We start from the raw sequence: 21,749 nt of genomic DNA on the forward strand, positions 1-21,749 counted from the left end.
TACCATCGGGCCCTATGCGCACAAGGATGGTGTTGGCAGCCGCTGCCACAGCGGCACTGCTCGCCGGCTGTGATGACGACGGGACTGCCACCTCGGGCTCCCCGACCACATCGGCCGCGAGCACGCTCGCCGACGCGACACCACGGCCCACACCAGAGGACGCGCAACCGAAGCGGGCCAAACCCTCCGGCGACGCCGGCCTGACCGTGACCGATATTCGGATCGGCCACCAACCCGGATTCGACCGTGTGGTCTACGACCTCGGCGGTGTCGGCGTCCCGGGCTGGATCGTGCAATATGCCGACCGAGCCGTCCAGGACGGCAGCGGCACGATCATCGACGTAGCGGGCCGCTCGATCCTCGAGGTCCAGATCACCGGCTCCGCGTATCCATTCGACAGCGGCGCAACCCCCTACGCGGGTCCCGACCCCGCCACCGACCCCAGCGCCCCCGCGGTCGCCGGCGTCTACCGGTCCAACGTCTTCGAAGGCACCACCCAGTCCTTCATCGGCGTGCACGCCGACCGCCCGCCATTCTCCGTGACCACACTCACCAACCCCACCCGCCTGGTCATCGACATAGCCACGCCATGACGAGTTACCCACCTGGGGTATCGCAGAGCGTGGACCCGCCGTGCCTAGAATGGGCGAGGTGACGGCACAGCACGCTCCACTGCGCGCATCCGGGCTCCCCCGGCTGCTCGGCGTGCTCGCGCTGCTCGCAGGCATCATCGCGATGCATGCGGGCGTGTTCGCGATCCCCGGCGACCACCATATGGCCGCAGCGGTCACAACGGCCATGCCTGCCGACGACCATGGCACTGTCGCGACCGGAACGGACTGCGGCAGCGATGGCTGCGGCGACTCCCACGGCGGCATGCACGCGTGCGTGTTCATCCTGACCGCCGTCGGTCTCGCCTTGATACTCGTGTTGCTCTATCGGGTCACCGTCGATCGACCGCACCTCGACGCAGCAGCACTGCGCAACAGCAGGCCCCGGCGCGAACGCGCACCGCCGTGGACGGTTCCGTCACTGGCCGAATTGTCGATTCTGCGGATCTGACAGGTCCACCGCGTCCGAGCCACCGAGCACGGCCGCGGCCTTCGCCTGTCCGACACCGAGTCATTCGCATTCACCAGGAGCACAGACATGTTCATCACCCGTACCCGGATCACCGTCACCATCGCCGCAACCGCGGCAGCACTTTTCGTTGCCGGCTGCGGCAACGACGACTCCGGCTCCATGCCCGGCATGGAGCACGGCTCGTCAGCCGGCGCGACGGCCAGCTCCGGCCTGCCTGCCGCCCGAACCGACTTCAACTCCGCCGATGTGACCTTCCTGCACATGATGTATCCCCATCACGCGCAAGCCGTCGAGATGGCGAAGCTGGTCCCTGGCCGGAGCGGAAATCAGCAGTTGCTCGCGCTCGCCACGGAGGTGGAAAAGGCACAGGCTCCGGAGATGCAGCAGATCAGCACCCTGCTGCAGAGCTTCGGCCAGCAGGCGCCGACCGCGGCAGGCGGGCACACCGGCCACGACATGGCGGGCATGATGACGCCTGAGCAGATGAGCTCCCTGCACGCCGCGTCGGGCGTCGAGTTCGATCGCCAGTGGATGACCATGATGATCGATCACCACGCCGGCGCGATCGCGATGGCGAACACCGAGCTCGCCACGGGCACCAACCCGGACACGAAGGCATTGGCCGGTGCCATCGTCACCGCGCAGCAGGCCGAAATCGGCACCATGCGCGCCATGCTCGGCCAGGGCTGACGCCACAGGCAGCAGCCGCCGCGCCGGTATCGGTTCGTCATCGATATCGGCGCGGCCCGCTGACGAGCGGCGCGCCGAAAAGTACGGTCGAATGTCCGGCCTCGTTCGGCACTTCCAGCGGCCGGCAACTCGGAGGGAAAGAGGGGATGCCGACAATGCGTCGACTGGAACGCGCGGGTCTGGCCGCCACCATCGCGGCGACCGCCGTTGGTCTTGTCACGATCGGCGCCTGCTCCACGCAGGTCTCCGGCACCGCTGCGGTCAACCGGACCGACCTCGCCGCCTACACCTCCGAGGTCACCGCGTCCTCGATCGCCGCGTCCTCCTCGCGCGCCGCGGCGGCGGAACGCACGACCGAGGCCGCGTGCACCGCACTGCGCAGCGCGAATGCCAGCTCGGTGCACTCTTTCAACGAATACATCACCGTGAGCAATGATCGCGGGCTCGACGATCCCGAGGTCAATGCCAAGGCCGACGTCGCGGTCGGCACGCTGCGCGACAACGCGCGCAACCTCGACGCAAAGTTGACCAACGAGGTGGCGGCCGACGTGGCCGGTCCGCTGCGCGCCTACCGCGACGACTCCAATGGGCTGGCCGACACGCTCGCCCAGCGCGCACCGACCGACACCCTGAATGCCGCCATCGACAGGTTCAACGCCACCAAGGACGCCGCAATCGCTGTCTGCAAAGATCACTGAGACAACTCATTTCGAGCCACGTTCGGCGCGCTCGAGGAAGTCTTCCAGCAGTTCGTTGAACGGCGCGCCGGTGTCGGGCACGAGGTGATCCATGCCGGGGCAGACAGCGCGCTTACCGCCGGTTCGCTCAGCGATGGCATCGCAGATGTCCTCGAACGCCTGCCGGTGCCCGCCCGAGACCACCAGAATCGGGAAGCCCGCCGCACGGAGCCCGCTCCAGCGGCGGGTTCGCCTCGTCCGGCGGAGAGGCTCCCTGCAGTTGCCGCATTCCGTCGAGCAGCACCTGCGGTATCGGCTCGGTCAGGGGCAATGCCCCTCCCCCCGGCTGTGCACATGCAACGTGATCGCGGGGTCTGCCGAGTCGATGGTCATGATCGAACTCCTGCCTCTACGGTGTCAGCGCCAGCACTACCTGCGCCAAGGTTTTCACGCGATCCAGGATTCGGCGTCCGCGGCGGTCCAGCCGCGATCCTCGAGATGGCCGGGTCAAGCCCCCGGCGGTACAACGGCCTGCCAGGAAGCCGGCGCCTCGGGCCCGGCCGTCCGGCTTTGCTGCGACCGCGCGTTCCGGCGCTCGAGCACAATCAGCGCGGTGCCGCCGAGCACAATAACGATGGCGATGACCGCGCCGACCACTGCCGGCCCGCGATAGCCGGCCACCCCGATCGCCGCGGCGGCGATGGTCACCAGACCTCCGATGAAGAGCAGGACGAACCCGGCCCAATTTCGTGCGTCGGCCAGCGCTTGTCCCGGTTGGGGTTCGGGTGTGCGGGCGATATCGGGTGCGTCGTCGAGTGGGGGAATTTCCCACGATCCGTCCGATGTCATGCTGGTACCTCACGTCTCGGTTCGGGCGAAGCGCCCGGCTGCGTCATATCGAGGGGTTGCCCGATTACGCGGCCCCAAACTGTTCGGCGGCTACCACTCGTCGATGGGACTGCACTGCCCCGCCAACGGAATCAGCATCGGCCATCCCCGCCGCCGGCGAGCACGCGATCCAGCACGGCGACGAGCTCGCCGGTCGGATCTTCGACCGATGTCGGCGATCGCCAGGCGATGAACTGATCGGGTCGCACCAGAACCGCGCCACCCGCCTCGATCCCGACCTGTCGCGCCCAACTGTTCGCCGAGTCGATCGCGACGACTGCGAGCGGGACACCGAGACGATCCGCCGCCGTTTTCGCGGCTTGCGCCCACTCCACACCGCCCGCATCGATGAGCAGGGTGGTGCGGGATTGCACGAGGTCGAGCGTGGACACTCGACTACCGTCCAGGTCGATCCAGGCATGCGGCAGCCGGGAGCCGGGTGCGCCGTCCAGTACCAGCTCGATGTCCTCGGTGGAGGGCAAGTGCGGTTGCGGATCGACCACCGCCGCCGAGTCGTAGCGGTAGCCCAGCTGCACGATCGGGGCGTTGATCATGCCCATCGCCGTCCGCTCCGAGGCTGCCGCCGCACTGGAATCCCAGTGCAGCCATGGCGCTTTCAGCCGTAGCAACGCTTGCTCCAAGGTGGTCAGCGCCACCGGTCGACGTTCGGCGTGATAGCTGTCGAGCAGCGCGGGACCGGCCTGCCCGGCGCACACCGCCGCCAACTTCCAGGCCAGGTTGTGCGCATCCGCGACGCCGGTGTTGAGGCCGAACGCGCCGAGCGGCGGGACGGCGTGCGCCGCGTCACCGATCAGGAATACCCGCCCCTGCTGGAAGCTGTCGGCAACCAATCCACGTGCCCGCCATGGCAATCGACTGCGCACCTCGACGTCGAGCTCATGGTCGCCGACGGCAGCGCGGATCAGGGCACGACAGCGTTCGGGCGTGAAGTCGTCGGCCGACTGTCCATCCTCCGGGCGGTATTCGGTGTGGAAGATCCACTCGGTTGCGCCGTCCACGGTCATGAACATGCCCGGCGCATCCGGGGTGGTGATGTCGCAGGCGGCGAAGAACCGCCCACGGGTGTAGGGCCGCAGATCCGCGCGGAAGAGGATGTTCACCTTCGGATTACCCAGTGCGCCAGGGCCGGTCGTGCCGATCCCGAGTGCGCCGCGGACACCGCTGTGCACGCCGTCGGCCCCGATCAGATAGTCCGCCCGGATCGTCGCACCGTCGTCCAGATGCGCGGTGACACCGTCCGCGTCCTGTTCGAAGGACAGCAGCCGAGTGGAGTGCCGAATCGTGGCGCCCCGCGTCGTCGCCGCAGGCAGCACTACCGAATCGAGCCGGTGCTGCGGGCAGGTGCCGCGAATCGTGGCGGGGCTGAATCGGTCGGCGACCCGGCCCGCGCGTGCGGGTGCCACATCCGGCAGGTCGGTCGAATCGATCGAGGCCAGCGTGACCGCGGAGATCTTGCCGAGGTTGCCCGCCGTCATGTCCACCGCCACCGCATCGACCGCGTCGGCGAGCCCGACCTCACGCAGGAATTCCAGGGTTCGCGGTCCGAGGCCGGTCGCGCGCGGATGGATCGAAGATCCCGATTGGCACTCGACGACCATCGCCTCGACCCCATGGTGTGCAAGCAACAGCGCTGCGAACAGGCCGACCGAGCCACCGCCCGCGATCAGCACGGGAACCCGAGTCTGTGTCATGGCCACTCCCTTATGGATACAGTGTTCTCATTACGGCTACACCGTAGGCATACTGCTACGATGTTCGCAAGGTCGGACTTTTCACAAGGAGGACGGAGTGGCGAAGTCGGCGGAGACCCCCGCTGTGGTGTGGACCAAGGAGCGGCGCACCCCACGCCGCAGCGCGCCCGACGTAGAGCAGATCGTCCGCACCGCCGTCGACCTCGCCGACAGCACAGGACTCGAGGCCGTCTCGATGCGGCGCATCGCCACCGAGCTCCAGTCCGGCACCGCATCGCTCTACCGCTACGTGGCCAGCCGCGACGACCTGCTGGACCTGATGATCGATGCGGTCAACGGCGAAGTGGAACCCCCGCAGCTGGCAGGCGATTGGCGCACCGACCTCACCGCGGTGGCCCGCCATCTGCGCGCCACCATGATCCGCCACCCGTGGCTCGCCGCCGAACTCACCGGACGCCCCACCCTCGGCGCGAATTCCCTACGCCTGCAAGACATTGCACTAGCAGCTGCCTGCACCCTCACCGCCGACATCACTGTCGCGGCCGCTGTCGTCGACACCGTCGACGCCTACGTCTTCGGGGCGGTCGCCCGACACCTCGCCGAGGAGCAGGCGCAACGCCGCACCGGCCACACCGAAGACGAATGGCGTGCCGCCGTCGCGCCCTACATCCGCGAAGTCATCGCGAGCAACGCCTACCCCCACTTCGCCCGCCGCGTCGCCGACGCCGAGGACGCCGGTCCCGAGCAGCGCTTCGACTTCGGTCTCGACTGCATGCTGGACGGCATCGCCGCCCGCATCCGCGGCTGACAACTGCGCCCTGATCAGCCCTGACCGCCCGCTACTCGATCGAACGAGGGCGTCCAGAACGACCGCGACCGTGACGCTCGTCGGTATCCCGGCCCTGCTCGGCAGGCCGCATCGCCGCTGCCACCGGCTGCCGCCGGACGACGTCAACGGCCGGTCGGCATGCGGGTCGGCGCGCACTGACACCAAGCCTGACGATCGCGATCGGAACCCTGCATCGACCTGCCGAACCCGCGATGAGCTGGATCTGCGGCCAGGCCATTCGATATGGGTGAAAATGCGGATGCCGAGTGTGGACGCGCCTGCGACGATGTTGTCATGGGGAGCGTGCTGATGACCGGGGATATACACGGCAATACCGATCATGCGGTGCGGTTGGTGCGTGTTGCGGTGCGGCAGAAGTGCGAGCGGATGTTCGTGCTCGGGGACTTCGGCGCGTGGGAACACACGCCGGAGGGCAGGCACTACTTCGATGTGGTGAATCGGGCGGCGCGCAAGCAGCGGGTTCAGGTGTACTTCCTCGACGGCAATCACGATAAGTCGTCGCTGGTCCATGAGCTGTATGACGGTAAAGCCGATGAGGACGGCTTCCTGGTGTGCCGCAGCAATATTCGGTATGCCCCGCGTGGGCATCGATGGGTGTGGGAGGGGACGCGGTTCGCAGCGTTCGGTGGGGCGTATTCGGTCGACAAGTCGTGGCGATTGGCGAAGGAGGCGCAGAGCGAACAGCATGCGGAGCGGCGCAGGCGCTTCGGGTCGTCGCGGCGCCCGGCCACGACGGGGAAGCTGTGGTTTCCGGAAGAGCAGATGACCGATGAGGAGTTCGATGCGGTGCTCACCGCCGACACCTCGCCGGTCGATGTGCTACTCGCGCACGACAAACCGCGCGACTCGGCCCCGGACTGGAATCGCAAGAATCTGCCCGAGTGCCTGCCCAATCAGGACCGTATCCAGCGCGCGGTGAACACGCTGCGGCCCGGCCTGATGCTGCACGGACATCTGCACTATCGCTACACCGACATGATTCGGTGCGGTGCCGATCAATGGACGCAGGTCGACGGGCTCGGCGCGGATCCGGAGGCCTCCCATCAGCACGACTACGACGGCGACAAGTCTTGGCTGGTACTGCAATTGCCATATAGCCGCGCGTCGGTGGACCGCGAGCATCCGGAGTTGGCGAGCTGATATTCACTGCAGGTCATCGAATGAGTCCAGCCAGCCGTCGTCGTCCACGTCGCAGAGTGTTCCGTCCGACTGGTGGACGATCGGCTGACTGTCGACGGGTGCAAGTTCGAGCTTGCGGGCAGTGTCCTCGTGGAACGCTGCGAGCAATGCGCGCACAGACGGGGCGATTTCGCCAGCTGGCTGGAACGGGATCATTTCGGGCATCTACACCGAATGCCTTACAGCACAGGGAAGTTCATCCATCCGGGTCGCGTTGCATCCGTTGACACCGCCTTCGCGCACTGAATCGCAAGGCCCCACGTAGCGCAGATGGTCCAGCGGCGACACGATATCCCAGTACTGAGCCCGCACAGCGTCCCACAGGCCGAACAGCTTCGGGAAGCACTCGCGAACCTCCGGCAAGTCCCGGTTCGGACGGCAGGTGGGAGAAACGGAGTTGCCGCAAGGCAGCCGCCGCGCTCCGGCCCGACCCCGAGATGCCGGGACGCTCCGGCTTGATGCTGGGGCCAATTTCGCAGGTACCGGTGGACTACGAGACGGCAGTCCGAGCCGCAACACATGACACTCTCGAACGTTTGCTGTTCACGCTTGGTGCACGTCCACATCGACCGGAGACTCGAGGGTTTCGCTGTCGGAGGCGATCATGCTGCCGAGCAATGCCATCGACCGCTCCGAGTCGGAGCCGGGTTCGGCGTGGTAGACGATGAGGAGCTGACCTGGCGCGCCATTCACCGCGAACGTGTCGTAGGACAGTGTCAGTGCCCCGACCACCGGATTGTGGAAGCGCTTCACCCCAACGGTTTTCGCGCGGACATCATGTCGTGCCCAGAGGCGGCGAAAGTCCTCACTCTTCAACGACAACTCGCCGACGATGTCGATCAGCCGGGGGTCGTCCAGATCCGCGCCGACGCAGGCACGCAGGGTGGCAACGGTTTCCGCGGCAACGGTCGGCCAGTCCGGATAGAGATTGCGGGCCTCCGGGTCGAGAAACACCATCCGGACCTGATTGACGCCGGGTACCGAACAGGAATTGACGGCGACGGCAAGCGGGTTGGCAGCCAGCACATCCAGGCATCGGCCGAGCACCAACGCCGGAGTATTCGGCCATGCCCGCATCAGTCGCAACAAACTGGGGCCGACCCGTTCGGGCCGTCGCGCCGCCCGCTTGCGCCGCGCGACCGGCCGGGCCAGCTCCCGCAGATGCGCCGTGCCCGCCTCATCGAGCGCGAACACCCGGGCCAATGCCTCGACAACCTGTTCCGACGGATGTTTGTCGCGCCCCTGTTCGATCCGGGTGTAGTAGTCGGCGCTCATTCCGGCCAGCAACGCGACCTCTTCACGCCGTAGCCCCGATACCCGCCGATGACCGCCGCCCGGCATCCCGAATTGTTCGGGACGCACCAACTCCCGCCGTGCCCGCAGAAAGGCGCCCAATCGGTTGTCGGAATCCATGAATCCGAGCCTAGACGCGCACCGCGCCGTGCGGGTGGCCCTGCCGCACCCAGGAAGCCCGCAGCCTGGCACAAGGCCGTGACCTGCCCGAACGTTGCGGTCATGACAAACAACCTCGAAGGCCGGGTGGCAGTCGTCACCGGAGCATCCAGCGGAATCGGCGCCGCCACCGCTCAGCAGCTCGCCGCCGCGGGCGCGCGGGTCGCCCTGCTCGGCAGGCGCAAAGATCGTCTCGAAGAGCTGGCGGCCGAGATCGGTGGCCGGGCCATTGCCGTCGCGACCGATGTCGCCGTCGAGCAGTCCGTACTCGACGCCGCGGCAACGGTCCGTGCCACCTTCGGCCCGATCGACATTGTCGTCGCCAATGCGGGCGTCATGCTCGCGGCGCCGTTCGAATCCGCCCACACCGATGAGTGGGATCAGATGGTCGCCACCAACATCAACGGATTGCTCTACACCGGAAAGGCTTTCATCGATGACCTGCTCGCCGCCGCGAGCGCGGCCCGGCGCGCCGACCTGGTGCACGTCGGTTCCATCGGCGGGCACGCGGTCTTCCCCAACTACGGCGTCTACGACGCGACCAAGGCCGCCGTCGCACACCTGACCCGCAACCTGCGGGCCGAGTTCGGCCCGCGCGGCGTCCGCGTCAAGAACATTGAACCCGGTTTCGTCACCACCGAACTCGGGGACGGCATGCGCGACGACAGCCAACGGGCCGGTCTTGCCGAATGGCGCACCCAACTGGAAACCCTCACCCCCGCCGACATCGCCGACGCGATCGTCTACGCCGTCGCGGCACCCCGCCGGGTCAATGTGGCCGAGCTGATCGTCGTCCCCACCGAACAAGGCTGACCACCGGGCGCCGATGGCCGCGCGGCCATCGGCGCCACCGCGCCGACCGCCTCACCGATGACAATGCCGCCCACCTCATCACCAGCTCATCGCCGACCGCCTACACACCACCCACGCGGCAGCGCGGAGCGCTATTCCTGTCCCGCGTCGATACGGGTCCGAATTGTGGTGCGGACAGCGGGAGTTCATCACATCATGCAGACGGTGACGTGGGCAGGAGACCGCCCTGCAGCGCACGCGTTCGGTTTCGCAGAACCAGTACGCCCAGCGCCGCCCCCACCATGCAGAGCCCGACAACCCACAAACCAGCGCGCTGGCCGCCGGTCAGATCCTTCAACGCACCGGTCACATACGGCGCGACGAAGCCACTGACATTGCCGATCGAGTTGATCAGCGCGATGCCGCCCGCCGCAGCGGCGCCGGAGAGGAAGGTACTCGGCAGCGCCCAGAAAGTGGGTAGCGCGGCGAGCACCCCGACCGCGCACACGGTGACAGCGGCCATTGCCGCGAACGGATTTCCGAGGTAGAGGGCCACCGGGATGGCGAGTCCGCCGATCAGTGCGGGCAGGGCGACGTGCCAGGTCCGTTCACCGGTTCGGTCGCCGTGCTTGCTCCACAACACCATGACGACCGCGCCGATGACGTAGGGCACGGCATTGATGAGACCGCGCTGGACGATCGAGAAGTGCGTTCCGTACTGCTGCTGGAATCCGCCGATGATGGTCGGCAGAAAGAACCCGAGCGCATACAGGCCGTAGACGATGCCACCGTAGACGAGGGCGAGGCCGAGTACGCGCGGATGGGTCAGTGCCTTGCGCACCGTCCAGTGCTCGGCCTGCTCCAGCGCGGCCTGTTCGGCGGCGAGTTCGGCTGTCAGCCAATCGCGTTCGGGCGGCGAGAGCCAGCGCGCCTTGTCCGGACGGTCGGTGAGGTAGAACCAGGTCATGACCGCGAGCGCCAGCGCGGGCAGGCCCTCGGCCAGGAACATGAAGCGCCAGCCGGTGAGCCCGAACACGCCATCGCCGTACTGGATGATCAGACTCGACACCGTCGAGCCGAGCGCGGTGGAGATCGGTACCGCGGTCATGAACAAGGCAACGATCTTCGCGCGGTGCTGCTGCGGGAACCAGTAGGTGAGGTAGAGCAGAATGCCGGGGAAGAAGCCGGCCTCCGCAACACCGAGTGCGAAGCGCAGCAAATACAGCATGGTTTCGTTGGGCACAAAAGCCATTGCGGTGGCGACGATCCCCCAGCTCGCCATGATCCTGGCGATCCACCGCCGCGCCCCGAACCGATGCAGCGCCAGATTGCTCGGCACTTCGAGAATGAGGTAGCCGATGAAGAAGATCCCGGAGGCGAGGCCGAACGCGGTTTCGCTCAACCCGAGATCAGCCTTCATACCGCTGGGCCCGGCGAAGCCGATATTCACCCGATCCAGGTAGTTGACGAAATACAGCAGCCCGAGAAAGGGCACCAGACGGAGGGTGACCTTGCGCACCGTCGCGCCGGACACATCAGTGGCGTGGACCATTCGGGCACTCTCGACGCGCGACGCCCGGGAGTCAAGTCGTCGGGGACGGGAGACGGCCGACCGCGCCGGTGCCGCTATTCGATGTACCAGCGAAAGCTGTCGTAGCCGACGGCATGGGCGTCGATGGTATCCCGCAGGTAGTTGGCTGTTTCGACCACGACGCCGCCGGATTCCTTGCCCCCGATCAGGATTCCGAGGAATGCCGCACGTCCCTCCGGGGTCTGGTTGTACACAATGCCGCCGGAATCGCCCCGGTCGGCGTTGAAGTCGGTGATGAAGTAGTTATCGCCGATCGAGGTAATGGTTCCGCATGTCCAGGTGGTTGCCCAGCCGACGTGGCACACGCCCTCGCCGACAAAGGGTTCGGTGTAGGTGGATTGGATGCCGAAGGTGCCGAGCGAGGCCGAGATGCCGACATTGTTCGCAAGTCGGATGAGGGCGAAACCGAGGTTCGCGACCGTCGAGTCGTCACCGTAGCTCTGTTCGAACCATCCGACGAGGCCGCCGTTTGCGTCGTAGACGCGCGCCCCTTGCTGAAAGCAGTGCGCGGCCGTGACGGCGTACTGCGCACTACCCATATGTCCCGTAGCCCCGACCGAGCAGATCCGGTCGGCAGTCCGGATCGTCATGCCCGGGTACGCGGTCACCTGAGCCTGCGCGGTCGCGGGGGATCCCACGCCGAGGCATACCGCGAGGGCCGCCACGATCACCGACATCGACAGCCTGTTGCGGTAGTGCATGATTCGCCTTCTCGGTCGTGTCGGGCCGGCCACTGCGCCGGTAATCCGCCTGCGCCGCCGACACGTGCACGATATCGCCCGCCGCCGCGATGCGCGCGCTAAACCACGACCCCTTGCTTCCCAGCCGAGGCGAACAGAGTTCAGGCGGCGAATCCGAGTGCCGTCGCGCCGATGACCGGAGCCATAGACAACAGCGGTAACGGGACGTGGGAGTACAAGCGCGCCCTGAGCACGGTGCCGACGGCGCCGCCAACCAGGAAATCATGCGCTCGATCACCCAACGGTGGTGCCCCATTCTGGGACGCACCCTGCATGCATCACATCAACGTCGGACGCGGTTCTTTGATGGCGCGCGAAGGAGGTGGGTTTTCGGCAAACGTACATCTATACGCATGCCCCCGAAATATTCGGCCTGACCTGACCCGTATCAATGGCGGCGACCACCTCCTAGTCGCGTACGCCGAAGCAGTCTGTCCGACCGGCACTCATGCTATCAATGGCTCGAACTGCGTACCCCCGAGAGTAGTGCGTACAACTGGCCACTGCCTGCGTGCTTCCTGACTCTGCGACGTGAGACACGGTCTTAGCGGCGCCGAGCCAATTCCACCAGGACTCGGACACACCGGATTCCGTCAACGCGGCCGTGACTACAGACCTGCGTGTGAGAACAGCCCCGGCGAGCCGATGGACTGCCCCACCGTCACAGGTGCGGCGAACTCGGCGGACCGCCGAGGCAGTCGCACAATCCGCTCGAACAGCGTGAGGTAGGCGTCGATCATCCGGTCCGCGTCGAAGCGTGCCTTCACATCGTCCCGGCACGCGCGGCGGTCGATCGTGCCGATCTCGGCTACCGCTTCGACCGCAGCGGAGACATCGGTCACCAGAAATCCCGTCGAGCCATCGCGCACGATCTCCGGCATCGATCCCAATGGCGTGGCGATGACCGGTGTTCCGGTTGCCAAGGATTCGATGACCGACAATCCGAACGGCTCGGCGAAACCGATGAGGTGCAGCAGCGCACGCGCGCCGCCGAGCAACTCGTCGCGCTGCGCGGGACCGACCGGACCGACGTAGGTCACCGCCGCATCGGCGAGATGCGGCTCGACCGCGGTGCGGAAGTATTCCTCGTCTTGAATCACGCCTGCGATGATCAGCGGAAGCCCGGCCAGCCGCGCCACCTCGATCGCCAGGTGGGTGCCCTTTTCCGGGTGGATTCTGCCGAGAAAGAGCAGATATTCGCCGTGCTCCGGCCGGAAGGTAAAATCCGCGAGGTCGACGCCGTGATGAATGGTCGCGTCATAGCCGAGATCCGGGTGGCGATCGGCGGCACTGACCGCCACGTAGTGCGCAATATCATCGAATGCCCGATAAACGGGCACGATTTTCGGCGAGGAAAAGCCGTGGATCGTGGTGACCATCGGGGTCGACACCAGCCTGCTGTAGGTCAGCGGCATGAAGTCGAAGTGGTTGGCGAGCACGTCGAACTCTCCCGCATGCTCGAACACGGTCGAATTGTGCAGCGCCTCTAGCACTTTCGCATCCGCGTCGACCGTCTCTTCGTATCCCGAAGGAACGGGACCGACCAGCCGTGCCGACGTCGTCGAGTCTGCGGTGGCAAACAGCGTCACCTCGTGGCCACGCGCGAGGAATCCCTCGGCCAAGGTCGAGGCGATTTGCTCCCACGGTCCATAGTTTTTCGGAGGCGACCGGTGTGCGACCGATGAAATAACGCCGATTTTCATAGATCCTCGATTACTGGCGATTTTGCCGCGAGAATCGTCGAGTGACGGAGCGGACTTGATAACACGACCGTACCACGCCCCATGTCCCGTGACCTGGGTGTTACGATCGGGGCCTAGTGGTCGATCCGCCCGTGTTGCAGTCCGGAGCAGATTCTCAAGCGCTCGAGCGCAGCACGATAGCCAATTGAGTGGCTACAGACAGCGCCACCGTAGACGCTGCCTCGAAACAGGAAGGCTGACGTCGTGTCAGTTCGGTCCTATGGAGTTCTGAGCACGTATCCGCCCACCCAGTGCGGGTTGGCGACCTTCACCGACGCCTTGGTCGCTTCGCTGACATCGCACGAAAACAGTTATACACCAGTCGATTTGGTCCGCGAACCGGTGCGCGAGGTGAGTACGGTCGGCGTTGTCGCCGTTGTCGACACCCCCGAGCAGGCACCGCTGCCCGAGGTGGCGCATCAGTGGGTGCGTAGCGCACGCGGCGGCGCGATCGCCGCGGCCGCGGCGCTCAACCGCTACGACGTGGCGATAGTCCAACACGAGTTCGGCATCTTCGGCGGCCGAGACGGTGCCGATGTGCTCGAAACCGTTCGCGCCCTTCGTGTTCCAGCGATCGTGGTGCTGCACACCGTGCTGGCCACCCCGACGTCCCGGCAACGAGTGATTCTCGAAGAGCTCGCTCGCATCTGCGCTGCGGTCGTCACGATGACGAAAACCGCAGGCCAACGGCTCATCGATCACTACACGGTCGACCCGACGAAGATCCGGCTGATCCCGCACGGAGCCGCCGACAACCGCGCCGGACAGCCCGAGGACCGGCACCAGCCGATCTCACGGTCACCGGTAATCCTCACCTGGGGGCTGCTCGGTGCCGGCAAGGGCATCGAGTGGGGCATCGATGCGATGGCCCAGCTCGCCGATCTGCGACCTGCGGCGCAGTATCGGGTGGTCGGACAGACTCACCCCCGGGTGCTGGAACAGCACGGCGAGTCCTATCGCACCGGACTGGTCGAACGTGCCCGTCGTCGCGGGGTCGGCAACGTCGTGCATTTCGATGCCCGCTACCTGTCGAGCGCCGAGCTGTACCGGCTGATCCGGCAGGCCGATGTCGTACTCCTGCCCTATGATTCGCGCGAGCAGGTGACCTCCGGCGTGTTGATCGAGGCCGTCGCCGCGGGCAAACCGGTGGTATCGACGGCCTTCCCACATGCGCAGGAGTTGCTGTCGAGCGGCGCGGGCCTGCTCGTCGAGAGAGAGTCGCCCACTGCCATTGCGACGGCACTGCGCCGCATCCTCACCGAGCCCGGCCTCGCGAGTCGCATGGGCGAGGAAGCCGATCGCATTGCACCCGAACTGCTCTGGTCCTCAGTGAGCCGCAAGTATCGCGCGCTCGCCACGGAAACCCTGCAGGCCGACCGAAAGCTGGCCACCGCATGAACAACAACACCATCACCATCTCCTACGCACACATGTTCCGGCTCAGCGATGACTGCGGGATCTTCGAGCACGCGAAGTTCACCGAACCGCGCACCGAGAACGGCTATTGCGTCGATGACGTCGCGCGCGCCCTCGTTGTCGCCGTCCGCGAGCCCGAGCCCGACACGCAACTGCTCGCCCTCACGCAGGTGTATCTGGACTTCGTTGTCAGCGCACTCGCCACCGACGGCCGCTTCCACAATCGCCGCGGAACCGACCGAACCTGGCAGGACGAGCCGAGCCTCGAAGACCATTGGGGCCGCGGCCTGTGGGCGCTCGGCTCGGTGGTCGCCCGAAGGCCGGACCTGGCGGAGACCGCGCTCGCGCATTTCACCGTCGGTGCGCGACGGCGTTCGCAATGGCCGCGCGCGATGGCCTTCGCGGCGCTCGGTGCGGCCGAAGTGCTGCAGGCCGATCCGACCAACCAGGTCGCCCGTGAGCTACTGGCCAGCGCGAGCGCGCTGATCGGGCCACCGACTCGAAAACTGCACTGGCGCTGGCCCGAACCCCGGCTCGACTACGCCAATGCGGTGTTGGCCGAGGCGATTCTGGTGGCGGGCGCGGCCCTCGGCGAGGAACGAACACACGCCGATGGACTGGTAATGCTGCGCTGGCTGCTCGAGGTGGAAACGGCGGGCGACCACCTGTCGGTGACCCCCGTCGACGGCTGGACCACCGGCGAGCTGCGACCCGGCTTCGATCAGCAGCCGATCGAGGTCGCGAGTTTGGCAGACGCGTGCGCCCGCGCCTACGACCAGACCGGCGACCAGCGCTGGAAGGATGCGGTCCTGCTGTGCGACAGCTGGTTCCGCGGCGCGAACGACGTCGGGACGCCATTGCTCGACGAGGTCAGCGGCGGCTGCTGTGACGGACTGGAACCGACCGGCAGAAACGAAAACCAAGGCGCCGAATCGACACTCGCGCTGATTTCCACCCAGCAACACGCCCGCCGACTTCAGCGGGCGCGGTAGTGGCCGACCCCGCGGCGCCGAGTCCGGCCCAGCTCGCGCGGCGGGGCGACCGGGCGCTGTATCCCGACCAACGCCGGGTCTTGGCCAGACTGTTCCTGCCCGGCCAGGAGATTCTCGGGCAAGGCATTTCGCGCGCCGACGCCATCATCGCGCGAGTGCTCGGCCTCTCCGATGCGGATGTGTCGGCCACCATGGCCGACACGATGGGCCGGTTCGGCGAACGGCACCGCGATATCGGCGCAACGTTCGCGACGCACTATGCGCAGGTCGCGCACCGGGTACCGCGCACATCGACGCCGACGCTCGAACGCCGTCAGCTCATCGGCGCCTGCTTCACCCAGGAGTACGCGGTCGAAGCCGCGGCGTTGTTCAATCCGTCGATCGTCGCGCACCCCGATCAATCCGGTGTTGCCCCTGGCGAACTGCGCTTCGTCATGAGCCTGCGCGCGCTCGGTGAAGGACATATTTCGAGCATCGAGTTCCGGACCGGCCTACTCGGACAAGGAGATTCGGTTCGGCTGGACGAGCAGACGCCCTACATCGAGACCGGGCAGTTCACCTCGACGGCGTCCGGCGACTACACCGTGGCCTTTCCGGCCGAACTCCCGATGTGTGAGCGAGCGCTCTTCCCGGCAGTCGACGAGGAGAGCCGCGGGATCGAAGACGCGCGGTTCACCCGCTTCGTCACGGCGGACGGGACCGTGACGTATTACGCCACCTACACCGCATTCGACGGCGCGGTTGTCACACCGAGACTGCTGCACACCAGCGATTTCACCACCTTCGTCAGCACCGCACTTGCCGGAGACGGAGCCCGGGACAAAGGGATGGCGCTCTTTCCGCGACAGGTCGGCGGCCGATATCTGATGCTGTCGCGGTGGGATCGGGAAAGCATCAGCGTGGTCAGCTCTGCCGACGCTCGCGTGTGGAGCGACCCGGTCACCGTCTATCGGCCGACCCGGCCATGGGAGCTGATCCAGCTCGGCAATTGTGGTCCGCCGATCGAAACACCCGCGGGCTGGCTGGTGCTGACCCATGGCGTCGGACCGATGCGTACCTACGGCATCGGTGCGATGCTGCTCGACCTCGACGATCCGACCCGTGTCATCGGCGCACTGCGCAGACCACTGCTGGCGCCGAACGAGGCCGAACGCAACGGCTATGTGCCCAACGTCGTGTATTCCTGCGGCGCACTGGTCCACCAGGACACCCTCGTGCTGCCCTATGGGTGCAGCGACTCGGCGGTCGGATTCGCGTTCATATCGCTACCGACGCTGCTGCGGCAAACCCTGGAAGCCGGTCCCGACTGAGGGCTCGCGCACTGCTTCATCGTTTATTCACACTGTAGTCTTCACTCGTTGACCTACACCGTTGACACTTGACCTATACGGGCGTGTACTGGAGTTCTGGCAGATCAGATCTCGGCCAACGTGGGGTTCCACCTGGATGGGCACTTTCATCACTATGGTGACTGCGCACCAGAGTTTCGATCTCACAGAACAACGAGGACCTGGTATGGCAATCACCGAAATCAAGGAATACGCGCATTTGAGCGCGGCCGACGTCGAGGCGCTCGGGCACGAAATCGATGCGATCCGCCGGGACATCACCGAGCAGCGTGGCGAGCGGGACGCGGCGTACATCCGTCGCACGATTGTCTTCCAGCGGGTACTGGATGCCGCGTCGCGGCTGGTGATCGGCGGCAGCAGGACCAAGGCCGGTTGGCTGCTCGGCACCGCGGGCTTGGCGGTGGCCAAGAGCATCGAGAACATGGAAATCGGCCACAATGTGTGCCACGGCCAATGGGATTGGATGAACGATCCCGAAATACATTCCAGCACTTGGGAATGGGATATGGCCGGCGTTTCGGCGCAGTGGCGCTACTCGCACAACTATCGCCACCATGTGTTCACGAATGTGCTCGACATGGATGACGACATCGGCTTCGGTGTCATGCGGGTGACGCGCGACCAAACCTGGCAGCCCCGTTTTCTGCTGCAGCCATTGCAGAATCTCTTCCTGGCCGCCACCTTCGAGTGGGGTATCGCCCTGCACGGCATGTATGCCGAGCGCGATCGCATGCCCACCCAGGAGCAGAAGACCGCGCAGACCAGGGCGATGATCGGCAAGCTCGGCAGGCAGGCAGGAAAGGATTATCTGCTCTTCCCGATGCTCAGCGGGCGGCGGTGGCGGCGAACCATAGCCGCGAATGCCTCCGCCAATGTGCTGCGCAATATCTGGGCGTATCTGGTGATCTTCTGTGGACATTTCCCCGACGGCGCCGAGAAATTCACTCCCGAAGTCATGGAGCACGAGACCAAACCGGAGTGGTACCTGCGGCAGATGCTCGGCACCGCGAACTTCGATGCGGGCCCGCTGCTGGCATTCATGAGTGGAAACCTGTGCTACCAGATCGAACATCACCTGTTCCCGGACCTGCCGAGCAATCGCTATGCCGAGATCGCCGAGCGGGTGCGCGCCCTGTGTGACAAATACGATCTGCCGTACACCACCGGTTCGTTGACCCACCAGTACCTGCTGACGCTGCGCACCATCCACAAACTCGCCCTTCCGGACCGCTTCCTCACCGCCACCAGCGATGACGCACCCGAAACCGCGTCCGAACGACGATTCGACAAGGATGTCGCCGCCACGACCTCCGACACCGGCTCCGCGGCGACCCGACGCGGTCTACGCACCGCACTGAAGAACCGCGCCCTCCGTCGGCGCATCGAATCAATTGCCGCACTGCGCCATTGAGAGCCGAACCGCGCCTCTCGCATCACCCGCCCGGCGTGCGAGCGGCCTTGCCGGGATCAGGCAGTGTCGCGGTGAGGCCGGCGAGCAGGATGTCGAGCCCGCGCTCGAGTTCCGCAGCGCCGTCGTAGGACGCCAGGACGGGGGCCAGCTCGCGCAGCAGCGGAAACTCACCGATCGGCAGCCGATGCAGCCCGAGGCGCAGTACTTCGTCGGTTTCCTCCGGACGTTCCACGAGCTCCTGGAGTTCGTTGAGGATGTGGCCGTAGAGGAATCCGAAGAGCGCACGGTAGATATGCAGTGCGTCGGCTCCCGAGAATCCCGCGCGGGTCAGCAGGCCGATGATGTCTTCCAAAGGCCGTACTACGGCTCGGGGGCGCATCCCCAGCGGCGTCGCCAACGGCCGCGTCACCAGCAGTGGAACCGCGCGTGGATGCGCGAGAGCCAGTAGCCGGAAGTCGCGCGCGACCACCCGTAACTGGTTGGCCCAGTCGCTACCGGTGGCATTGACCGCCAGTTGGGCGAACACCGACTCGGCGACACCGTCGAGCACCGCGGCCTTGTTCGGCACGTGTCGATAGATCACCATCGGATCCCGGCCCACCGCGTCGGCCAAGCGGCGCATCGACAACCCCTCGACCCCGTCCCGATCGACGATCTCCAGCGCGGCCGCAAGCACCACCGCCCGCGTGATCTGGCCGTTGTCACGACCCCCTGCGGCCGCGCCCTTGCCGCCGGTCGGCGATTCGGCCATCACAAGCACTCCCTCTATGCAACAAGCGTGGGTCATGAGTGTATACCTACAGCGTTGACACCCGCGGTCCATCGGAGTTCACTGGAGGTATTCGGCGACCCAGCTGGTTACCGCCCCTAGGAAGTCCACCGCAATGACGCTCGCCGACAAAGCCCGCACCGCGCTCCGTGCCATCCAGCGATTTCTCCGCCCCAGCGAACCGCTAACGATGCATAACGAGGGCCGCCCCACCCGCGCGGCAGTCAAGGCCGAACGAGCAGCCCGCAAACTCGACCGAAACTCCGAGCACTGAGCAGTACCGATACCCAGCACGGACCGATACTCGAGCACGCTGCGGATTTGCTCGGGTAGGACGAGTACTCGACTACCCGTGTAGTCGAGGTGCGCCGGTCCTACCGTGAAGCAATGGCCGTCCCCCAGCTCTCGGTGGATGTCGCCATCGCGGGCGCGGGAGTCGCTGGATCGGTGGCGGCGTTGATCGCTGCCCGCGCAGGCAGGAGCGTTGCGCTGATCCACGCACGGCCGCGACGCCGAAATCGGGGCGAGACGGTGCCCCCAGAGTTCCGGCCGCTGCTGGAAGAACTCGGACTCTGGCCGGAATTTCTCCGGTCCGGACCTCGCGAGTGTTGGAGCAATCAATCGTGCTGGGGTAGCGCGCAGCCGCGCGAACGGCATTACATCTGCCACCCGTACGGATGCGCTTGGCATGTCAGCCTGCCTGCTTTCGAGGCCGAGCTGCGCGCCACAGCGGCCCAACACCGGGTTCGCCTGATCGACGGCCACGTCACGCGTGCCGAGAACCGCACCGAACACGTTGCGCTGTATGTCGAAACATCCGACCGCGCGATGCACGTGGATGCCGCCGTGGTGATCGATGCGACCGGCCGTTCGGCGCGGGTGGCACGCGGACTCGGCGCCACCCGCCTCAATATCGATCAAACGACGAGTTTCGCCACCACATGCGAACCCACCGGAAATGCCGGGGCGACCGATACTTTGGTGGAAGCCACCGATATCGGCTGGTGGTATTCGGCACCGGCGACCGATGGACTATCGGTCATGTTGGTCACCGACACCGAGGTCGTCGATCTCGCGGTGAACGAACTGGGCAAGCAGTGGGTCGCGTTGCTGCAGCGAGCTCCGAACACCAGTGCTCGCGCCCGGGCAGCAGCCAACCCTGCCCTTGCCGTCGCTGCGGCCGGCCCGTCCAGGCTGGACCCTGTTGCCGGGCCGAATTGGCTCGCCGTCGGTGACGCCGCGGCCACCTACGACCCACTCAGCAGCAGCGGGATCCTGCACGCGGCCAGCAGCGCGGCCGCGGGGGCGCAGGCCGCCGATGCCCTACGCACCCAGGACTTTTCGGCCATCACCGACTACCCGCACCGCGAGATGGAGTTATTCGATGAGCACCTCCGACAGCGCAGCGACCGATACCGGACCGAGCAGCGGTGGCCCGCCTCGGCCTTCTGGACGCGCCGCGACATCCCCGCCACCAGCCGGCAGTGACACCGACCCGTCGCACATCGCGTTTGCGCAGATCCACCCCGGCATCGGAGTGGCGCGCGTCGGTAACAGCCCGGACGAGTTCTTCCTCGGACCGGAAGCGCCGGGGATTATTCCGACAAACCCCGAAGGGCCGTTCAAGGACGCACAAGGCCGGATGAAGCGGCAACGTTCCTGGCTCTGCTGCCCCACCAATATGCGGCAATGCGCCGGTGGGCCGACGGCGACTTCGACGCGGACTGGCCGGGCCGCGAGCCGACGCCGCGGCGGTTCGACCAGATACCGGTGACCGAGCAACCGGCCGCCCTCGAGCGCGCGGCGCTGGAGGCATGTGCGGGCGGGCCGTTCTTCCCTGGCATCGAAATGACCTACACCAGCCGCGATCCGAACATGTATGTGGAACCACACCGGCTGCGCCCCGACCTGCCCCCCGGGGAACTCACCAAGCGAATGGCGCTGCCATGGCAGGCCGATTTCTACTACTGCCAGGTCCATTGGTGGCCCGCGCAGCGGCCCGACGAGGTGATCACCGAGGCCGCCTTCGCGGAATTCCTTGCGGCCCTTGCCGATTCGTCAAGCTCGAGCGATCCGCAAGCCGCCGCTGCAGGCCCGCAGCCGGATATCGGCGGCCTGCCCCGGACCGCACGGCCATGGGCGCGCAGCCTGAACGACACGGCAACCGTCGCCGACGACGAGATGGTGGCCGGCTGGAGCCGCCTCGGCGTGCTCCGACCACGTCGCTTCCCGACGGCCGGGTCGTCGTGGTCGAGGGGGAATCGGCGGACACCACCACAGACTCGGAAATCCACTGATAAAGGCGGCGCACAATGCATCTCGAGAATCGCGTCGGCGCGGCACTGCAGGGGCGCGGCCCGTTTTCCGATAAGCGCAACAAAATAGCACTACACTGTTGCAGCAACAATTAGGTCAA

Annotated in this window: 23 protein-coding genes; 14 read left to right on the plus strand and 9 right to left on the minus strand. The window is 66.2% G+C overall.

Going from position 1 to position 21,749, the window contains the following annotated elements; all coding sequences use genetic code 11:
• The first annotated feature begins 14 nt into the window (after positions 1-14).
• The 4 genes from OHA42_RS37350 to OHA42_RS37365 all read left to right on the plus strand — a co-directional run bounded on the left by OHA42_RS37350 (position 15) and on the right by OHA42_RS37365 (position 2,471).
• Positions 15-593, plus strand: coding sequence for a hypothetical protein (locus OHA42_RS37350; protein WP_406232997.1), 579 nt, complete (start codon positions 15-17; stop codon positions 591-593).
• A gap of 58 nt (positions 594-651) precedes the next feature.
• Complete coding sequence (locus tag OHA42_RS37355; RefSeq protein ID WP_406232998.1) at positions 652-1,062, plus strand: DUF6153 family protein; 411 nt, start codon at positions 652-654, stop codon at positions 1,060-1,062.
• An 87-nt stretch (positions 1,063-1,149) separates the two neighbouring features.
• Positions 1,150-1,773 (plus strand): DUF305 domain-containing protein, encoded by a 624-nt coding sequence (locus OHA42_RS37360; RefSeq protein ID WP_406233000.1) that lies wholly within the window; start codon positions 1,150-1,152, stop codon positions 1,771-1,773.
• Between the two features lie 146 nt (positions 1,774-1,919).
• A complete protein-coding gene (locus tag OHA42_RS37365; protein ID WP_406233002.1) occupies positions 1,920-2,471 on the plus strand; it encodes a hypothetical protein in 552 nt (183 codons plus the stop codon).
• A 6-nt stretch (positions 2,472-2,477) separates the two neighbouring features.
• On the opposite strand, the gene OHA42_RS37370 is transcribed toward OHA42_RS37365, so the two are convergent.
• The 3 genes from OHA42_RS37370 to OHA42_RS37380 all read right to left on the minus strand — a co-directional run bounded on the left by OHA42_RS37370 (position 2,478) and on the right by OHA42_RS37380 (position 5,050).
• Positions 2,478-2,654: a hypothetical protein gene (locus OHA42_RS37370; RefSeq protein ID WP_406233003.1), complete on the minus strand. Its 177-nt coding sequence runs from the start codon at positions 2,652-2,654 to the stop codon at positions 2,478-2,480.
• Between the two features lie 303 nt (positions 2,655-2,957).
• On the minus strand, positions 2,958-3,299 hold the full coding sequence (locus tag OHA42_RS37375; RefSeq protein WP_406233004.1) for a hypothetical protein: 342 nt from the start codon (positions 3,297-3,299) through the stop codon (positions 2,958-2,960).
• A gap of 131 nt (positions 3,300-3,430) precedes the next feature.
• Complete coding sequence (locus OHA42_RS37380; RefSeq protein WP_406233005.1) at positions 3,431-5,050, minus strand: FAD-dependent monooxygenase; 1,620 nt, start codon at positions 5,048-5,050, stop codon at positions 3,431-3,433.
• 97 nt (positions 5,051-5,147) lie between these two features.
• Here OHA42_RS37380 and OHA42_RS37385 point away from each other — a divergent pair, with 97 nt between their 5' ends.
• On the plus strand, positions 5,148-5,858 hold the full coding sequence (locus OHA42_RS37385) for a TetR/AcrR family transcriptional regulator (RefSeq protein ID WP_406233007.1): 711 nt from the start codon (positions 5,148-5,150) through the stop codon (positions 5,856-5,858).
• Between the two features lie 330 nt (positions 5,859-6,188).
• Complete coding sequence (locus tag OHA42_RS37390) at positions 6,189-7,040, plus strand: metallophosphoesterase (RefSeq protein ID WP_406233009.1); 852 nt, start codon at positions 6,189-6,191, stop codon at positions 7,038-7,040.
• Between the two features lie 3 nt (positions 7,041-7,043).
• Here OHA42_RS37390 and OHA42_RS37395 read toward each other — a convergent pair whose 3' ends face one another.
• Both OHA42_RS37395 and OHA42_RS37400 read right to left on the minus strand, forming a co-directional pair.
• Positions 7,044-7,244, minus strand: a complete 201-nt coding sequence (locus OHA42_RS37395) for a hypothetical protein (protein ID WP_406233011.1) — start codon at positions 7,242-7,244, stop codon at positions 7,044-7,046.
• 378 nt (positions 7,245-7,622) lie between these two features.
• Positions 7,623-8,492, minus strand: coding sequence for a helix-turn-helix transcriptional regulator (locus tag OHA42_RS37400; protein WP_406233012.1), 870 nt, complete (start codon positions 8,490-8,492; stop codon positions 7,623-7,625).
• 102 nt (positions 8,493-8,594) lie between these two features.
• On the opposite strand from OHA42_RS37400, the gene OHA42_RS37405 reads away from it, so the two are divergent.
• Positions 8,595-9,344 carry an SDR family oxidoreductase gene (locus OHA42_RS37405; protein WP_406233014.1) on the plus strand — a complete coding sequence of 250 codons (750 nt, stop codon included), beginning with the start codon at positions 8,595-8,597 and terminating at the stop codon, positions 9,342-9,344.
• A 193-nt stretch (positions 9,345-9,537) separates the two neighbouring features.
• On the opposite strand, the gene OHA42_RS37410 is transcribed toward OHA42_RS37405, so the two are convergent.
• The 3 genes from OHA42_RS37410 to OHA42_RS37420 form a co-directional block, all read right to left on the minus strand.
• Complete coding sequence (locus tag OHA42_RS37410) at positions 9,538-10,875, minus strand: MFS transporter (RefSeq protein WP_406233016.1); 1,338 nt, start codon at positions 10,873-10,875, stop codon at positions 9,538-9,540.
• A 74-nt stretch (positions 10,876-10,949) separates the two neighbouring features.
• Positions 10,950-11,615: a trypsin-like serine protease gene (locus OHA42_RS37415; RefSeq protein ID WP_406233018.1), complete on the minus strand. Its 666-nt coding sequence runs from the start codon at positions 11,613-11,615 to the stop codon at positions 10,950-10,952.
• A 647-nt stretch (positions 11,616-12,262) separates the two neighbouring features.
• A complete protein-coding gene (locus OHA42_RS37420) occupies positions 12,263-13,357 on the minus strand; it encodes a glycosyltransferase family 4 protein (protein WP_406233020.1) in 1,095 nt (364 codons plus the stop codon).
• 243 nt (positions 13,358-13,600) lie between these two features.
• Here OHA42_RS37420 and OHA42_RS37425 point away from each other — a divergent pair, with 243 nt between their 5' ends.
• From OHA42_RS37425 to OHA42_RS37440, 4 genes are all read left to right on the plus strand, one after another.
• On the plus strand, positions 13,601-14,794 hold the full coding sequence (locus OHA42_RS37425; protein WP_406233022.1) for a glycosyltransferase: 1,194 nt from the start codon (positions 13,601-13,603) through the stop codon (positions 14,792-14,794).
• Entirely contained in the window at positions 14,791-15,804 is a 1,014-nt protein-coding gene (locus OHA42_RS37430; protein ID WP_406233024.1) for a glycosyltransferase, read from the plus strand. Before OHA42_RS37425 ends, OHA42_RS37430 begins: the two co-directional genes overlap by 4 nt.
• The gene (locus OHA42_RS37435; RefSeq protein WP_406233026.1) at positions 15,804-17,114 is read left to right on the plus strand and encodes a glycoside hydrolase family 130 protein; all 1,311 of its coding nucleotides are present in this window, start codon (positions 15,804-15,806) and stop codon (positions 17,112-17,114) included. Before OHA42_RS37430 ends, OHA42_RS37435 begins: the two co-directional genes overlap by 1 nt.
• 205 nt (positions 17,115-17,319) lie before the next feature.
• On the plus strand, positions 17,320-18,564 hold the full coding sequence (locus OHA42_RS37440; RefSeq protein ID WP_406233028.1) for a fatty acid desaturase family protein: 1,245 nt from the start codon (positions 17,320-17,322) through the stop codon (positions 18,562-18,564).
• 22 nt (positions 18,565-18,586) lie between these two features.
• On the opposite strand, the gene OHA42_RS37445 is transcribed toward OHA42_RS37440, so the two are convergent.
• The gene (locus OHA42_RS37445) at positions 18,587-19,315 is read right to left on the minus strand and encodes a TetR/AcrR family transcriptional regulator C-terminal domain-containing protein (RefSeq protein WP_406233030.1); all 729 of its coding nucleotides are present in this window, start codon (positions 19,313-19,315) and stop codon (positions 18,587-18,589) included.
• Positions 19,316-19,720: 405 nt separating this feature from the next.
• Between OHA42_RS37445 and OHA42_RS37450 the strand changes: the two genes are divergently transcribed.
• Genes OHA42_RS37450 through OHA42_RS37460 form a run of 3 tightly spaced genes read left to right on the plus strand, consistent with a single transcriptional unit; the run spans position 19,721 to position 21,718 of the window.
• Positions 19,721-20,821, plus strand: coding sequence for a tryptophan 7-halogenase (locus tag OHA42_RS37450; RefSeq protein WP_406233032.1), 1,101 nt, complete (start codon positions 19,721-19,723; stop codon positions 20,819-20,821).
• Complete coding sequence (locus OHA42_RS37455) at positions 20,718-21,107, plus strand: LodA/GoxA family CTQ-dependent oxidase (RefSeq protein ID WP_406233034.1); 390 nt, start codon at positions 20,718-20,720, stop codon at positions 21,105-21,107. Before OHA42_RS37450 ends, OHA42_RS37455 begins: the two co-directional genes overlap by 104 nt.
• Complete coding sequence (locus OHA42_RS37460; RefSeq protein ID WP_406233036.1) at positions 21,023-21,718, plus strand: LodA/GoxA family CTQ-dependent oxidase; 696 nt, start codon at positions 21,023-21,025, stop codon at positions 21,716-21,718. Before OHA42_RS37455 ends, OHA42_RS37460 begins: the two co-directional genes overlap by 85 nt.
• The last annotated feature ends 31 nt before the right edge of the window (positions 21,719-21,749 follow it).

It is taken from the genome of Nocardia sp. NBC_01009 (assembly GCF_045208035.1).
Lineage (GTDB): Bacteria > Actinomycetota > Actinomycetes > Mycobacteriales > Mycobacteriaceae > Nocardia.

Bases quoted from the DNA above. Each gene is read 5' to 3' on its own strand.
- OHA42_RS37350 (WP_406232997.1), top strand. From the start codon at position 15: ATGCGCACAAGGATGGTGTTGGCAGCCGCTGCCACAGCGGCACTGCTC.
- OHA42_RS37360 (WP_406233000.1), top strand. From the start codon at position 1,150: ATGTTCATCACCCGTACCCGGATCACCGTCACCATCGCCGCAACCGCG.
- OHA42_RS37365 (WP_406233002.1), top strand. From the start codon at position 1,920: ATGCCGACAATGCGTCGACTGGAACGCGCGGGTCTGGCCGCCACCATC.
- OHA42_RS37375 (WP_406233004.1), bottom strand. From the start codon at position 3,299: ATGACATCGGACGGATCGTGGGAAATTCCCCCACTCGACGACGCACCC.
- OHA42_RS37380 (WP_406233005.1), bottom strand. From the start codon at position 5,050: ATGACACAGACTCGGGTTCCCGTGCTGATCGCGGGCGGTGGCTCGGTC.
- OHA42_RS37390 (WP_406233009.1), top strand. From the start codon at position 6,189: ATGACCGGGGATATACACGGCAATACCGATCATGCGGTGCGGTTGGTG.
- OHA42_RS37395 (WP_406233011.1), bottom strand. From the start codon at position 7,244: ATGCCCGAAATGATCCCGTTCCAGCCAGCTGGCGAAATCGCCCCGTCT.
- OHA42_RS37400 (WP_406233012.1), bottom strand. From the start codon at position 8,492: ATGGATTCCGACAACCGATTGGGCGCCTTTCTGCGGGCACGGCGGGAG.
- OHA42_RS37405 (WP_406233014.1), top strand. From the start codon at position 8,595: ATGACAAACAACCTCGAAGGCCGGGTGGCAGTCGTCACCGGAGCATCC.
- OHA42_RS37410 (WP_406233016.1), bottom strand. From the start codon at position 10,875: ATGGTCCACGCCACTGATGTGTCCGGCGCGACGGTGCGCAAGGTCACC.
- OHA42_RS37415 (WP_406233018.1), bottom strand. From the start codon at position 11,615: ATGCACTACCGCAACAGGCTGTCGATGTCGGTGATCGTGGCGGCCCTC.
- OHA42_RS37420 (WP_406233020.1), bottom strand. From the start codon at position 13,357: ATGAAAATCGGCGTTATTTCATCGGTCGCACACCGGTCGCCTCCGAAA.
- OHA42_RS37430 (WP_406233024.1), top strand. From the start codon at position 14,791: ATGAACAACAACACCATCACCATCTCCTACGCACACATGTTCCGGCTC.
- OHA42_RS37440 (WP_406233028.1), top strand. From the start codon at position 17,320: ATGGCAATCACCGAAATCAAGGAATACGCGCATTTGAGCGCGGCCGAC.
- OHA42_RS37445 (WP_406233030.1), bottom strand. From the start codon at position 19,315: ATGGCCGAATCGCCGACCGGCGGCAAGGGCGCGGCCGCAGGGGGTCGT.
- OHA42_RS37450 (WP_406233032.1), top strand. From the start codon at position 19,721: ATGGCCGTCCCCCAGCTCTCGGTGGATGTCGCCATCGCGGGCGCGGGA.
- OHA42_RS37455 (WP_406233034.1), top strand. From the start codon at position 20,718: ATGAGCACCTCCGACAGCGCAGCGACCGATACCGGACCGAGCAGCGGT.
- OHA42_RS37460 (WP_406233036.1), top strand. From the start codon at position 21,023: ATGCGCCGGTGGGCCGACGGCGACTTCGACGCGGACTGGCCGGGCCGC.